Source organism: Microcystis sp. M049S2 (genome assembly GCF_020245625.1).
Classification (GTDB): domain Bacteria; phylum Cyanobacteriota; class Cyanobacteriia; order Cyanobacteriales; family Microcystaceae; genus Microcystis; species Microcystis ichthyoblabe_A.
Genome location: NZ_JADBUN010000200.1, coordinates 1 through 15,651, shown reverse-complemented (window position 1 = coordinate 15,651; position 15,651 = coordinate 1). Strand labels below are relative to the sequence as shown.

Annotated in this window: 8 protein-coding genes and 1 pseudogene; 7 read left to right on the top strand and 2 right to left on the bottom strand. The window is 48.9% G+C overall.

The genetic code is table 11. The features are described 5' to 3' along the window. Nucleotides 1-401 precede the first annotated feature (401 nt). From IM496_RS16740 to IM496_RS16725, 4 genes are all read left to right on the top strand, one after another. Nucleotides 402-3,359 (top strand): DUF1156 domain-containing protein, encoded by a 2,958-nt coding sequence (locus IM496_RS16740; protein WP_287662632.1) that lies wholly within the window; start codon nucleotides 402-404, stop codon nucleotides 3,357-3,359. 95 nt (nucleotides 3,360-3,454) lie between these two features. Continuing rightward, a complete protein-coding gene (locus IM496_RS16735; RefSeq protein WP_008200985.1) occupies nucleotides 3,455-3,622 on the top strand; it encodes a type II toxin-antitoxin system TacA family antitoxin in 168 nt (55 codons plus the stop codon). Continuing rightward, nucleotides 3,613-4,122: a GNAT family N-acetyltransferase gene (locus tag IM496_RS16730; RefSeq protein WP_106908221.1), complete on the top strand. Its 510-nt coding sequence runs from the start codon at nucleotides 3,613-3,615 to the stop codon at nucleotides 4,120-4,122. The genes IM496_RS16735 and IM496_RS16730 overlap by 10 nt, the downstream gene beginning before the upstream one ends. A 134-nt stretch (nucleotides 4,123-4,256) precedes the next feature. Then, nucleotides 4,257-7,649 carry a Swt1 family HEPN domain-containing protein gene (locus IM496_RS16725; RefSeq protein WP_287662630.1) on the top strand — a complete coding sequence of 1,131 codons (3,393 nt, stop codon included), beginning with the start codon at nucleotides 4,257-4,259 and terminating at the stop codon, nucleotides 7,647-7,649. 302 nt (nucleotides 7,650-7,951) lie between these two features. Here the strand turns inward: IM496_RS16725 and IM496_RS16720 are convergent, their stop codons facing one another. Further along, the gene (locus IM496_RS16720; RefSeq protein ID WP_287662628.1) at nucleotides 7,952-8,518 is read right to left on the bottom strand and encodes a hypothetical protein; all 567 of its coding nucleotides are present in this window, start codon (nucleotides 8,516-8,518) and stop codon (nucleotides 7,952-7,954) included. A gap of 232 nt (nucleotides 8,519-8,750) precedes the next feature. Beyond that, nucleotides 8,751-10,229, bottom strand: coding sequence for a hypothetical protein (locus IM496_RS16715; protein ID WP_287662627.1), 1,479 nt, complete (start codon nucleotides 10,227-10,229; stop codon nucleotides 8,751-8,753). 467 nt (nucleotides 10,230-10,696) lie between these two features. Here IM496_RS16715 and psaA point away from each other — a divergent pair, with 467 nt between their 5' ends. From psaA to IM496_RS16700, 3 genes and pseudogenes are all read left to right on the top strand, one after another. Further along, nucleotides 10,697-12,946, top strand: coding sequence for a photosystem I core protein PsaA (gene psaA / locus IM496_RS16710; RefSeq protein ID WP_002734764.1), 2,250 nt, complete (start codon nucleotides 10,697-10,699; stop codon nucleotides 12,944-12,946). Nucleotides 12,947-13,124: 178 nt separating this feature from the next. Beyond that, nucleotides 13,125-15,338, top strand: coding sequence for a photosystem I core protein PsaB (gene psaB, locus IM496_RS16705; RefSeq protein WP_104397643.1), 2,214 nt, complete (start codon nucleotides 13,125-13,127; stop codon nucleotides 15,336-15,338). A 227-nt stretch (nucleotides 15,339-15,565) separates the two neighbouring features. Then, nucleotides 15,566-15,651, top strand: a pseudogene (locus tag IM496_RS16700) (IS200/IS605 family transposase); the annotation flags it as partial.

Sequence of the window (15,651 nt, the reverse complement as noted above, 5' to 3'; positions counted from 1 at the left end):
AAAACTCCCCAAGCTCCCTCTCTGTCCAGCAATGCTCTAAAGTTGATAAATATCAATCTAACAAAAACTCAAAGCCCTATTATACAAGCTTTACAAGTATGAGTTGTTGATAGTTTGACATGACAGGTTCGGTAGAGCCATTATTACTAATAAATCAGCGTCTAATTTATATCCGTTACGGGAAAAAGAACCCTCTCGATACGACGAACCTCTTGAGCCTGCGGATAGGGAATATCTCAAGGGAATTTCATCTATGTTGAGTGAATGGGAGTCAGAGGCTGATGAATGTGCCTACAGTGATTTATGACCGATCGAAGTATTGTAGAGAAAGCTCTCAAACAATTATTTAAGCTCAACTAAACCTTCGTGTCCTTTGTGCCTTTGTGGTTCTTTTATCTCCCATGACCTACCGTAAAAAACTCATTGAAGTGGCCCTACCCCTAGAAGCCATTAACGTCGAATCGGCACGGGAAAAATCGATTCGCCATGGTCATCCCTCTACTCTACATCTTTGGTGGTCCCGGAAACCTTTGGCTACAACTAGGGCGGTTTTATGGGCTTCTTTGGTGGATGATCCTTCCAGTTGGCCAGAGAAATTTCCCACGGAAGAAGCACAGAATCAGGAACGGCAGCGATTGTTTGATATTTTGGGTAGGATTGAGCTTGAAAAGGACAAAAAAGGCAACACTAAGCAGGTGGTTAGAGGGTTGGTATCTTGGGATGAGATTAACCAGCCTAACTCAGCAGTATTGCTAGAAGCACAGCGAGAAATTGCGCGCTGTTTGGCTTGGGAACGTGGGGAAGAACCCCCCACTAAACCTGATGCTATACGGGATTATATCGCTAAATATGCCCCCCCCGCCTATGACCCGTTTTGTGGTGGTGGTTCCATTCCTTTGGAGGCCCAGCGCTTGGGTTTGCAGGCCCACGGTAGTGACCTCAATCCGGTGGCGGTGTTGATTACTAAGGCTTTGATCGAGATTCCGCCCAAGTTTAAGGATAAACCGCCGGTTAATCGCGATTCTCGCCAAAAACAAAAGATTTCTTCCTGGGAAGGGGCCCAGGGATTGGCCGCAGATGTGCGCTATTACGGTCAGTGGATGCGGGATGAGGCTTTTAAAAGGATTGGCTATCTTTATCCGATGGTGGAAACCAACCACAAAGGCACAAAGGACACTAAGGTGATTGCTTGGCTTTGGGCCAGGACGGTGAAGTGTCCTAATCCAGCCTGTGGCTGTCAGATGCCTCTGGTTAATAAGTTCTCGCTTTCGACGAAGAAGGGTAAGGAGGCTTGGGTTGAGCCTTTTGTGGGAGATGTTAACACTGAGGGGGATTTTAACCACAAAGGCACTGAGGACACAAAGGGGGATGATTTTGGTGTCTCTGGGGTGCCACCCAAAATCCGCTTTGAGGTCAAAACGGGTAAGGGTACGGCCCCAGATGGGACGGTAAACCGCAAGGGTGCAGTTTGTATCGCTTGTAATACTCCTGTTCCTTTTGATCATATCCGTAGCGAAGGTAAGGCGGGCCGGATGGATGCTCAGTTAATGGCTATTGTCGCTGAAGGACAAGGGGGAAGGGTTTATCTTTCTCCTGATGAGGAACAGGTGAGAATTGCTAAAAAAGCACAACCTGAATGGAAGCCTGATTCTCAATTACCGCATAATCCGCGAGATTTCAAGACACCAAATTACGGGATGAGGACTTTTGCCGATTTATTCACTCCCCGTCAACTCGTCGCTCTCACCACTTTTAGCGATTTAGTAAGTGAAGCCAGAGAAAAGATTAAAGCTGATGCAGTGGCCGCAGGAATCCCTGATGATGATTTACCTCTTAATGATGGGGGAATAGGTGCGACGGCTTATGCGGATGCGGTGGCGACTTATTTGGCTTTTGCGGTGGACCGCGTATCAGATGTTTGCTCAACTATTTGTTCGTGGAATATAAGCAGGGATGGTCTGCGTAATACGTTTGCTCGTCAAGCTATACCAATGTCATGGGATTTTGCCGAAGCAAATCCCATGAGTGACTCGACGGGCAATTTTAATGGTGCAATTGATTGGATAGTTGAAGTTATTAAAAAATCCTCTTGTTCCGCTCCAGGACAAGTTATTCAACTCGATGCTACTAAAAATCATAAAAATGATTCAATAGCTAAATTGATTTCCTCAGACCCCCCTTATTATGATGCTATACCCTATGCAGACTTATCTGATTTCTTTTATGTTTGGCTGCGTCGGTCTATAGGTTCAATTTATCCAGAGATTTTTAATACGTTATTAGTTCCTAAAACTCAAGAAATGGTTGCCGATCACTTTCGACACGGAAGCAAGGAGAAGGCAAAACAATTTTTTGAAGATAGTCTTATTCAAGTTTTTAAACGAGTCAATCAAATCAACTATCAAGATTATCCCGTCACAATCTACTATGCGCTCAAGCAAACTGAAACTGATGATCAGCAGAACGTCTCTTCTACAGGTTGGGAAACAATTTTAGAAGGTTTAATACAAGCTAATTTTAGTATTGACGGAACATGGCCTCTCCGAACAGAAAGAGAAGCTAGAACCCGTAATATCAACTCTAACGCCCTCGCCTCATCTATAGTCCTCGTGTGTCGTCCCCGTCCCGCCGACGCGCCCAAAGCCAGCCGCCGGCAATTCCTCAACGAACTGAAGCGCGACCTTCCCCAAGCCCTAAAACTGCTGCAACAGGGCAATATTGCCCCCGTTGACCTCGCCCAAGCCAGTATTGGGCCCGGGATGGCAATCTACTCCAAATACGCCGCTATCCTCGAATCTAACGGCACTTTCATGGGTGTTCGTACCGCCCTGCAACTGATTAACCAGATTCTCGACGAATTTCTCACCGAACAAGAAGGAGAATTTGATAGTGATACCCGTTGGGCGCTGACTTGGTTCGAGCAGTACCAATTCAACGAAGGACTATATGGCAATGCAGAAACCCTCTCCAAAGCCAAAAACACCAGTATTCAGGGCATGGTTGAAGCTGGCATACTAGAAGCAAAAGCAGGTAAAGTGCGACTACTCAAGCGCGAAGATCTTAAAACCGATTGGAAGCCAGAAAAAGATGAGCGGACACCCATCTGGGAAATCACCCAACACCTCATCCATACCCTCGATAAAAACGGCGAAACCGGAGCCGCAGAACTCTTGGCCAAACTAGGAAACAAAGCCGATTTAGCCAAAGAACTCGCCTATAGACTTTATAGCCTCTGTGACAGAAAAGGTTGGACCCAAGAAGCCATAGCCTACAATAGCCTCGTCACCTCTTGGCCAGAAATCACCCGCCTAGCCAACGAATATAAACCCTCTCCCGAACAACTATCCTTTTCTTTGTGACCTTTGTGCCTTTGTGGTGAATTTAAACCACAGAGACACAGAGTTGATCAGCCGCTCTTTGTGTACAATGTAAGCAAACTATATATTCAAAACTTATGAAAATCACCAAAAAACCCCACAAACCCAAAAGTTATGTACTAGATCGCAGGCTATTTGTCCTCAATAAAGAACAATGGGAAGCCTTCAATGAAGCACTTGACACTCCAGCAAAAAAAAATGAAAAGCTGGCTCAGTTATTATCCACTAAAAGCCCTTGGGAATAACCTATACAGCACCAGAACCACTCAACCCAGAACACAAGATAGATTTCTTCGACTGCGGTGAAACAAGCTTGAATAACTGGTTGAAAGAACGCGCAATAAAAAGTGAATCTACTGGTGCAGCACGTACCTACGTTGTTTGTGCAGACAATAGAGTAGTCGGTTACTACTGTCTGTCCACAGGTAGTGTGATGCGCGATCAAGCTCCAGGCAAAATTAAACAAAATATGCCAGATCCCATTCCGGTAATCATTGTGGGCAGACTGGCAGTGGACCGCAACCATCAAGGACAAGGACTTGGAAAAGCCCTCATCAAAGATGCCGTACTCCGAAGCTTGCAAGCTTCTGTGATTGCCGGAATTAGAGCGATTCTCGTTCACGCACTCAATGAAAAAGCCAAACAATTCTACACAGAAAAATGTGGCTTTATATCATCCCGACTCGATCCACTAACACTAATGCTAAACCTCTCTGAAGCCCAAAAAAGTCTTGATAGGAGCTAATTATTAACAATCTCCGTGACCTTTGTGCCTCTGTGGTTAATCCCCCTTCGTGTTCTTTGTGGTTCAAAATCCCCCTTCGTGTGGTTATCTCTCCCAAATTGAGGCATTATAAAAATAACTCCTCATCAAATCCCATGGCAATCAGCAATCGTGAACGAGTCGGACGCGCCCTAGATTTCCTCAGAGAGGGACTATACCCCTTCATTGAACGAGAAATGAAAGCAAGCTACGGCCAGAAGTGGGTGGCCGTGGCCTTAAGTTGTCTCCCTGAGAGCTACACGATCCGCAGGACAGGTGATGCCGTCCTCAAAGAAGACGTTTCGGCCCTGCTAATTGTCCTCTGGGAGCAGTGGAATGAAGTTTTTAAGAAAACCCTAGGCAGAAGCGATCGCTCTCTGACCAGTGAACTAAGAGATGTCCGCAACGCCTGGGCCCATAACGATGCTTTCAGCCTCGACGATGCTTACCGGGCTTTTGATAGCATCTCTCGCCTACTGAGTTCGGTTTCCGCCGACACCCAAGAGGTGGAGAAGCAGAAGCAAGAAATCCTCAGACTTCGCTTTGAAGAACAGGCCCGGCGAGAGACAAGGCGCCAAGCGATCGCACCGACGGAAGGACAACCGATGTCGGGATTGAAACCCTGGCGGGAAATCGCCACCCCCCACCCCGATGTGGCTTCTGGACGCTTCCAACAGGCCGAATTTGCCGCCGACCTCTGGCAAGTCTATCTCGATGAAGGCTCTGACGAATACCGCGACCCGACGGAATTTTTCCGCCGCACCTACCTCACCGAAGGACTCAAGCAACTTCTGACCAATGCCCTGCTGCGTCTGAGTGGTAATGGCGGAGAGCCGGTGATTGAACTGCAAACTAACTTCGGTGGCGGAAAAACCCACGCCATGCTGGCCCTCTACCATCTGTGCAATGCTTTGGCGATCGAAGATCTTCCCGGTATGGAGTCGATCTTCCAAGCTCTGAACATTAAAAAACCCCCCGAAAATGTCAACATTGCTGTTCTGGTCGGCACTAAAGTCCAGCCTAGTGGCATCCCCCCCTATAAACCGGAACACAACAAGCAAAATCGCCCAGAAATCAAGACCCTGTGGGGAGAAATAGCTTGGCAACTCGGCGGCGCTGAGGGCTACGCTCTGGTTCGCAACGCCGATGAAACTTCCACTAATCCGGGAGACGCACTCAAAATATTGTTTAATCGTTTTTCACCCTGTTTGATCTTGATCGACGAATGGGTTGCCTATGCCAGGCAATTGCACGACAAGAACGATATTGCTGGCGGTAGTTTTGACACCCAGTTTACTTTTGCCCAAACCCTGAGCGAGTCGGCAAAAAATGCCCAGCAGACGCTTTTGGCTGTGAGTATCCCCGCTTCGGAAACCGTTGACGAAAAAACCGGAGAAGTACGGACTACAGATGTTGAAACCGGAGGAGAACGGGGTACAGAGGCCCTAGACCGCCTTAAAAATGCGATCGGGCGCATCCAATCCCCTTGGCGACCCGCTAGTGCCGAGGAGAGTTTCGAGATCGTCCGCCGCCGTCTCTTTCAAACCACTACTGACCCGCAACTATTTGTCGCACGGGATGCGGTGATTAAAGCCTTCTCCGAGATGTATCGGACCCAGGGGCAGGAATTTCCTAGCGAATGCCTGGAGGCTGACTACAGGCGCCGCCTGCGGGAAGCCTATCCCATTCACCCAGGATTTTTTGATCGCCTCTACTCCGACTGGTCAACCCTCGATAAATTCCAGCGCACCAGGGGTGTTTTGCGACTCATGGCCAAGGTCATCCATTCCCTTTGGGAGCGAGAGGACAAGAGCTTGTTGATCATGCCCTCCCACGTCCCGATGGATGATGCTCAGGTTCAGTCGGAGTTAACCCGCTACTTAGATGATAATTGGGTTCCGATCATCGAAAAGGATGTGGATGGCCCCAATTCTCTGCCCCTCGACATCGATCGCCAAAATTCCAACCTGGGACGCTATTCTGCTTGCCGTCGGGTTACGCGCACTATTTACCTTGGCTCGGCCCCCACGATTCGGGCTGCTAACCGAGGACTAGAAGATAAGAGGATAAAACTCGGTTGCGTGCAGCCGGGGGAGACTGTAGCCACTTTTGGTGATGCCCTACGGCGGCTAACAGATCGGGCCACCTACCTCTACATCGATGGCAACCGCTACTGGATTTCCAATCAGCCGAACGTCACCCGCACAGCCCAAGATCGGGCAAACCTGCTCTTTGAGGAGCGGTATAAAGTGACAGAAGAAATCGTCCGGCGCTTGAAGGCCGACCAGCAGCGGGGCGAGTTTGGAGGGATTCATATTGCCCCAGAATCAACTGCTGATATTCCCGATGATCCTCATCTGGGGGTGCGGCTCGTCGTTCTCGGTCCTGGGCAACCCCACAGTAAATCCGCCGAAGATAGCCCCGCTCGGCGTTTAGTGGCGGAAATTCTCAATCAGAGAGGGGGTAGCCCCCGCTATTACAAGAATACGCTTGTATTTGTTGCCGCTGACAAGTCGAACCTGGAAAACTTAGAGAAGAACGTCGCCGGATATCTTGCCTGGAATTCAATTGTGGCGGATCAGGAAACCCTCAATCTCGATGTTTCTCAGAATAAACAGGCGATCACTAAACGCGATCAAGCCGACAAGGAGGTAAGCCTGATCCTCAACCAAACCTATAAGTGGCTGCTGGTTCCAGAGCAACCCGACCCCCAGAAAGGCATCCACTGGACTGAAACCCCTCTTCAGGGGGATGATTCCCCTATCGATCGAGCCAGTCGCAAACTGGTTCATGAGGGGCAACTGATTACCCATTACTCTGGTGACAACCTGCGGATGGACGCCCTCGACAAATACCTGTGGCGTTCGACTAACCACATTGATATCAAGCGTCTCTGGGAGTACCTAGCGCAGTATCTTTACTTGCCCCGTCTCAAGAACCAGGATGTTCTACTTCAAACTGTGCGGGAGGGGGTTCGTTCTACGCTCGTAGAGGAAAACTTCGGTTATGCAGAGGGCTGGGATGAGGTGAAGCAAAGATATACTGGTCTTGTCATCCTTCGGGATATTAACCCGAGTATCAGCAGTCACAGCCTTCTGGTTAAGCCTGATGTAGCTATGGGGCAGCTAGAGGCCGAGAAACCAGCTAACCCCCCGACCGCTGCCGAGACTGATTCCGTTATCTCTAGTGACCGCGATCGGCCGCCATCTTTACCCTCTGGTGTTGGATTAACTGTGACAGAGACTCCCGGTGATCTGGTTGAGAAAAAGCTGGTTCTGCGGAGGTTTTACGGCAGTGTTGAGATCGATCCCCTGCGGATCAATCGAGACGCTCCAGCGATCGCCAATGAGATCATCCAGCATCTCACCCGACTCAGTGGGGCCAGGGTTAAGGTAACACTGGAGATTGAAGCCGAAATTCCCGATGGTGCGCCCGATGATGTGGTGCGGACGGTGACGGAGAATTGTCGGACTTTGAAATTTAATAATCAGTCTTTTGAACTGGAGTGAATATCGGGAAATTTCCCTATCTGGATTCGGTCATGGCTCTCTTATTCTTTGTGTGCTCAGTTTAACTTACTATAGAAGCGATCAATCTTTGTGTCCTCTGTGTCTGGAGTGGTTCCTTCCACTCCCTCGCCAGCAGGACTGTATCTTAGAATACATTTTACCTACCAAACCTAAGAGAGCAATAATAATCCCCCTTTTATCTGAAAAAGAGGGATTTATTTAGTCCAAATTGGTTAGATTGAGAGGAAAGTTTTCACCCTTCTCAGTCTCAAGACAAGAGATTTTCTGCTGATGTCTTCCCACTACCAAAGTCCGCGGATAGGAGATACACTAGGCTCGGGAGCAGGTTGGGGAGCAACTTCAGTAAAGGTTCTGGTTTCCGGGGGTAAAGCGGGAAGTCCCCAAGCGGGTTGTTTTTCGTTGATTTCTCTTAAAAGTTGCGAGCGAGTGCTACTGACGGCGATTTCTGATTTTAGTTTCAAGCGGGAAACCCAATAGGGACGAGCTTTACCCACATAAACTAATTTGCCATCTACCACTTGCAATAGTATATCGTCACCACCAGTGGCATCCCCAACAATACGAGCGGTGGTTCCGTCGGCAAAGTCGCCGTTGAAAATTTCTTTGCCATCCACTGTTACAAGTCTGATCAATTGGATGGACATAATGCCACCCACGGTTCCCCGGACGCGACCTAGTATATAGTCACCGGGGTTGAGTTGCGGCTCACCTCTGTAGGTGTTATGGCCGCGCAGTTGACTGATCAGGATTTCGTTATTTTGTGGTCCTGCTTGTGCGGGTACAGCACCAAGGGTAGTTAGGGCAACTAAACCGGCAAAACCAGCGACAAGGGAAATTTTGTTAAACACAATTACCTCAAGCAAAAAGTTAGTAAATTGTCTATAGACGTTTTAGATTATAACTTAGTTCCTGATTTTGTCTATATTGCGAAATATTTGTTTAATAATTTCTCGATCGAGGGGTTGGAGGTTGGGGTTTTAGGGTGTTGGGGTTTTAGGGTGTTAGTTGAAATTCCCCCATTCTCCCGCTCCCTACCTCCCCACCTCCCCACTTCCCCTGAAAACTGGATTAAGCTAGGCTCTAAGACCGCTCGACATTGCTGAATAATTGAGGATCGAGGGTGGGTAGTTCGATATCTTTTTCTGCTGGGGAAGAGGCCAACTGGAAGCGGTTTAAAGTTTGTTGAACGCGATCAAAAATGGTGATTTTTTCCTCGCTATTGTTCTGGGGTTCGGGAATAGGTTCCACTTCTAGCGGAGGCTGAATACCGGGGGCAGGTTCGTTAATCTCCTTTGTCTCTGGTATGGTGGTTAGGGGAGATTCGATCGCTTCAGGGGTTTCCTCGACCTTTTCGATTGTTTCTGTCTCCACTGGTTTTTCTTCCACGATTGGGCTTTCTGACTCAATAACAGGGTTTTCTTCCACGATTGGGCTTTCTGGCTCAATAACAGGGGTTTCTTCCACGATTGGGCTTTCTGGCTCAATAACAGGGGTTTCCTCAACTATAGGGTTTTCTTCCTCAACTATAGAGGTTTCTGGTTCGATAACAGGGGTTTCTTCCTCTGGACTGGGAATAGTTTGATAGTTGGGATCAACAATGCTACGGGCAATTGTAGGGGATAAATCGCCGCGGACTAATTGACTAAGACCGTCTCGGTAAGAGGGATCAAAGCTAATCACGCGCACGCTGGTATTAAACTCGTTTTCGATTTTATTTCCCTTACCATCGATGAATTCTAGTTGTACCCAGTTATTGCCCTTGTTAAAACCCTTGAGATAAATGGGTTCCCAAGTATCAAGCAGAAAACTTTCACCGTTGACGGTGACACGAATGCGCCAATCTTGAAGATTATTATCCCCGTTGGCAGTATTGGACAGACGTAGAGGAGCATTACTCAGATAAAAATCGAGCAGGATCGGTTCTGCACCGTAGATTCCTTGCGGACTACTGTAGGTTAACAGGGGTAAGTTATGATCAGGGGCATTTTTGCCTGTTTTTGTCAGAATATGAAAGGTTGTTTCAGCAAATGCCCCATCATTTTTAAAACTTTCCTGCCAAGGACGCAGGGCCAAGACGCGCAGGGTATGAGTACCGGGGGCAAGATTTTCTAGGATAATCGGTTGCTTGAGGTCGTAAATGGCTGCTGCTGGTTCATTATCGACAATTAGACTCAAGTGGGGTCCTAATTTCAGGGTATCGTCTTGGAAAATTGGCAGATCTGACACTTGTAGTTTAACTGTCACCTGAGTGTCATCGAAAACTTGTTCGGCCAGAGGACTGAGAATCGTTACTTGGGGAGCGTAACGCTCTAAACTGGGGCGCAGTTCCTGAATTAGGACCGGGGGGGCAACCTCAGAAATGCGGCCTTGGACGACGGGAAGATTAGAGGTTTCCGAAGTGGGGAGATTGGTAGCCGTCAAGCGATCGCCACAGGCGGTTAACAGAATAGTCAGTAAACCGATCACAAGACATATACGAAGGGTTTTGACTGGGATTAATTTATGTAGTAGGGATAGCACGTTCCTCCTAGAGCCAAGGCCAAAATCTATACAAACCATTGATTTTTGCTAGAGTCATTGAATGCTCTGGTGTCAGCAAAAGCGCGAGAAGATGAGGTCATGGCCTCAATTTTACAGAATTGTTTGATTGTTTTTTGAGAATCTATCTATTGAATTTTCTATATGGTCTGGTGAGGGAGAAAAAGGGGAAATCGGCTTCTGGGGCGACGATTAATAAACTTTTGTAAAGAAAAATTACCGGTCTGACCCTGACTAAGACCGTCCATAGCAGAAAATGTCTCTCCTATCAAGGATTGAGAGAATTTTAATTATTGTTAAGCACAACGAACAGAGGAGAGAACAAAGACTTATCATCTACTATTGATGCTTTCGACTGGAATCTCACCCAAGAGGAAAGTCAAGCGACATTAACAAAAGGTGGGTCAGATTTCAACTTGCCTTTTTTAGGTTAAAAAATCTATCCTCAAATAAAACGCTAAGTCTATTGTCGAGAGAGGAGAATCCTCATGGCACTCCCCCCCAAAGAGGCGGTAGCTAAAGTGATTGTAGATAAAGACCCAGTACCTACTTCCTTTGAGAAGTGGGGTCAACCGGGGCATTTTGATCGCACTTTAGCCAAAGGACCCAAAACCACTACCTGGATTTGGAACCTACACGCCAACGTCCACGATTTTGATAGTCAAACCAGCGATCTCGAAGATATTTCTCGGAAAATCTTCAGCGCCCACTTCGGACATCTCGCCGTTGTCTTCGTTTGGCTAAGTGGAATGTACTTCCACGGCGCGAAATTTTCTAACTATGAAGCTTGGTTAACCAACCCGCTGGCCATCAAACCCAGCGCCCAAGTGGTCTGGCCGATCGTCGGTCAAGGCATCCTCAACGGCGATGTGGGCGGCGGTTTCCACGGTATTCAGATCACCTCTGGTCTGTTCTACCTCTGGCGGGCTTCCGGGTTCACCAACAGCTATCAGCTATACTGCACCGCTATCGGTGGTTTAGTTATGGCGGGCCTGATGCTGTTTGCTGGTTGGTTCCATTACCACAAAAGCGCACCGAAACTGGAATGGTTCCAAAACGTGGAATCGATGATGAACCACCACTTGGCGGGTTTACTCGGCTTAGGTTCCCTAGGTTGGGCCGGTCATCAGATTCACGTTTCTTTACCGGTGAACAAACTCCTCGATGCTGGAGTAGCTCCCCAAGACATCCCCTTGCCCCACGAGTTCATTCTCGAACCGAGCAAGATGGCGGATTTATATCCCAGCTTCGCCCAGGGTTTGACCCCCTTCTTTACCCTTAACTGGGGTGCTTACTCGGATTTCCTCACCTTCAAAGGTGGCTTGAACCCCGTGACCGGTGGTCTCTGGCTTTCCGATACCGCTCACCATCACTTGGCGATCGCTGTATTATTCATCATTGCTGGTCATATGTACCGTACCAACTGGGGTATCGGTCACAGCATGAAGGAAATCCTTGAAAACCACAAAGGTCCCTTCACCGGTCAAGGTCACAAAGGACTGTACGAAATCCTGACCACCTCTTGGCACGCTCAGTTAGCGATTAACCTTGCTCTCTTAGGTTCGCTAACCATCATCGTGGCCCACCATATGTACGCCATGCCGCCCTATCCCTATCAGGCGACGGACTACGCCACCCAACTATCCTTGTTTACTCACCACACTTGGATCGGTGGCTTCTTAATCGTCGGTGCGGGAGCGCACGGAGCGATCTTTATGGTGCGCGACTACGATCCGGCCAAAAACGTCGATAACCTGCTCGATCGGGTGATCCGTCATCGCGACGCAATTATCTCCCACCTGAACTGGGTATGTATTTTCCTCGGCTTCCATAGCTTCGGTTTATACATTCACAACGACACCATGCGGGCTTTTGGTCGTCCCCAAGATATGTTCTCGGATACGGGAATTCAACTACAACCCATCTTTGCCCAATGGGTACAAAGTCTCCACACCCTAGCCCCCGGCAACACCGCTCCTAACGCTCTCACTACCGCTAGTTATGCTTTCGGTGGCGACGTAGTAGCAGTGGGTGGCAAAGTGGCCATGATGCCGATCACTCTCGGTACTGCCGATTTCCTCGTGCATCACATCCACGCCTTCACCATCCATGTAACCGTGTTGATTCTCCTCAAAGGGGTTCTCTACGCTCGCGGTTCCCGTCTGATTCCCGATAAAGCGAATCTCGGTTTCCGTTTCCCCTGCGATGGTCCCGGTCGCGGCGGTACCTGCCAAGTTTCGGGTTGGGATCACGTCTTCCTCGGCCTGTTCTGGATGTACAACTCCATCTCGGTCGTAATCTTCCACTTTAGCTGGAAAATGCAGTCCGATGTCTGGGGAACCGTCGCCCCCGATGGCACTGTCACCCACGTTACCCTCGGTAACTTCGCTCAAAGTGCCATCACCATCAACGGTTGGTTACGGGATTTCCTCTGGGCGCAAGCAGCGCAAGTCATTAATTCCTATGGCTCTGCTCTGTCTGCCTACGGAATCATGTTCCTAGCCGGTCACTTCGTCTTCGCGTTTAGCTTGATGTTCCTGTTCAGTGGTCGCGGCTACTGGCAAGAATTAATCGAGTCGATCGTCTGGGCGCACAACAAGTTAAGAGTTGCCCCCGCTATCCAACCTCGCGCCCTGAGCATCATTCAAGGTCGTGCCGTTGGTGTGGCTCACTACCTCTTAGGCGGTATTGTCACCACGTGGGCATTCTTCTTGGCCAGAAGTCTCTCGATTGGCTAAACTTGCCTATAAGGGCTTGCCAGTCCCCCGGGGATTGGCAGGCCTAGGCTGAACCAGCGTCGATTGACCGATACCACTGTAAGCGTTTCCTATTACAGTGGGTGAATTTAAAAAAGGAAATAACCAGCACTCGTGTAAGAGCCTCAGTTATTTAGAGAGGAGAATTTCCTAAACAGCTATGGCAACTAAATTCCCTAAATTTAGCCAAGATCTAGCCCAAGATCCGACTACCCGTCGGATTTGGTACGGGATCGCCACAGCCCACGATTTTGAAAGTCATGATGGCATGACGGAAGAGAATCTCTACCAAAAGATTTTCGCGTCGCACTTCGGCCACATTGCAATCATTTTCCTGTGGACTTCCGGTACCATATTCCACGTCGCTTGGCAAGGTAACTTCGAGCAGTGGATCAAAGATCCCTTAAACATCCGTCCCATCGCCCATGCGATTTGGGATCCCCAGTTCGGTAAAGGCGCGGTAGATGCCTTCACCCAAGCTGGTGCTTCTAATCCGGTTAACATCGCCTATTCCGGGGTTTACCACTGGTTCTACACCATCGGTATGACCTCCAACCAAGACCTATACCAAGGTGCGGTGTTCCTGCTGATTCTCTCGGCGATTTTCCTCTTTGCTGGCTGGTTACACTTACAACCTAAGTTCCGTCCTAGCCTCGCTTGGTTCAAAAACGCTGAATCTCGCCTGAACCACCACCTCGCCGCTCTGTTCGGTGTTAGCTCTCTGGCTTGGACCGGACACCTCGTTCACGTTGCTATCCCCGAATCCCGCGGTCAGCACGTTGGTTGGGACAACTTCCTCTCCACTCCCCCCCACCCGGCGGGTTTACTACCCTTCTTCACCGGTAACTGGGGTGTGTATGCGGAAAACCCCGATACTGCTAACCACATTTTCGGTACTGCCCAAGGCGCGGGAACTGCGATTCTCACCTTCTTAGGTGGTTTCCATCCCCAAACCGAGTCCCTCTGGTTAACCGATATGGCTCACCACCACTTGGCGATCGCTGTGATCTTCATTGTGGCTGGTCATATGTACCGCACCAACTGGGGCATCGGTCACAGCATCAAGGACATCCTCAATGCACATAAACCCCCCAGTGGTAAGTTAGGAGCCGGTCACAAAAATCTTTATGACACGGTTAACAACTCTCTCCACTTCCAACTCGGTTTGGCTCTCGCTTCTTTAGGCGTGATCACCTCTCTGGTGGCGCAGCATATGTACGCGCTACCTCCTTATGCTTTTATCGCTAAGGACTACACTACCCAAGCGGCTCTTTATACCCACCACCAATACATCGCTGGTTTCCTAGCGGTGGGTGCTTTCGCCCACGGTGCTATCTTCTTCGTGCGTGACTATGATCCCGAAGCGAACAAAGATAACGTCCTAGCGCGGATGCTGGAGCATAAAGAAGCGATCATCTCTCACCTAAGCTGGGTTTCCCTTTTCTTAGGTTTCCACACCCTCGGCCTCTACGTTCATAACGATGTAGTCGTCGCTTTCGGTACTCCCGAAAAACAAATCCTGATCGAACCTGTGTTCGCTCAATTCGTGCAAGCTGCTTCGGGTAAAACCCTGTACGGCATGAACGTACTGTTGTCTAACCCCGATAGTATCGCTTACACCGCCTATCCCAACTACGGTGATGTTTGGTTACCCGGTTGGCTAGACGCGATCAATAGCGGCACTAACTCCCTCTTCTTAACCATCGGTCCTGGCGACTTCCTCGTTCATCATGCGATCGCTCTTGGTTTACACACCACCGTTCTAATCCTGGTTAAAGGTGCTTTAGACGCTCGTGGTTCCAAATTAATGCCCGATAAAAAAGACTTCGGGTATTCCTTCCCTTGCGACGGTCCCGGCCGTGGCGGTACTTGCGACATCTCTGCTTGGGATTCCTTCTACCTAGCCATGTTCTGGATGTTGAACACCTTGGGTTGGTTAACCTTCTACTGGCACTGGAAACACCTCGGTGTCTGGTCGGGTAACGTGGCTCAGTTTAACGAAAACTCCACCTACCTGATGGGCTGGTTCCGCGATTACCTCTGGGCTAACTCGGCTCAGTTAATCAACGGTTACAACCCCTACGGTGTTAATAACCTTTCTGTCTGGGCCTGGATGTTCCTCTTTGGACACCTCGTTTGGGCAACCGGTTTCATGTTCCTGATCTCTTGGCGTGGTTACTGGCAAGAGTTGATCGAAACTATCGTTTGGGCCCACGAACGCACTCCTCTGGCGAACCTCGTTCGTTGGAAAGACAAACCCGTGGCTCTCTCGATCGTTCAGGCTCGTTTGGTTGGTTTAGCTCACTTCACCGTTGGCTATATCTTCACCTACGCCGCCTTCTTGATCGCTTCCACTGCCGGCAAGTTCGGCTAAACCTTGAATTAGGTGACTAAAAAACCCCCCGCCCATTGGTGGGGGGTTTTGTTTATGATTGATCATAAAAGCGCGGCTCAATCCCAATCCTTTGAGTAACCCACAGAAAACGGGTTTCTCGGAGAAACCCGTTTTCTACTCATGCAAAAGGCAAAAGGAGAAATAAATAATCAGTTTTTAATCTCTTCGGGTCTAATTCCCCGCCGCTCGCGGCGTATAATAGAAAAATGAGTGAATACATCCATAAGAGCCATAATGTAAGTGTTTTGCTATATCATTTAGTGTTCCCAGCCAAATATCGTAAAGCCGTTTT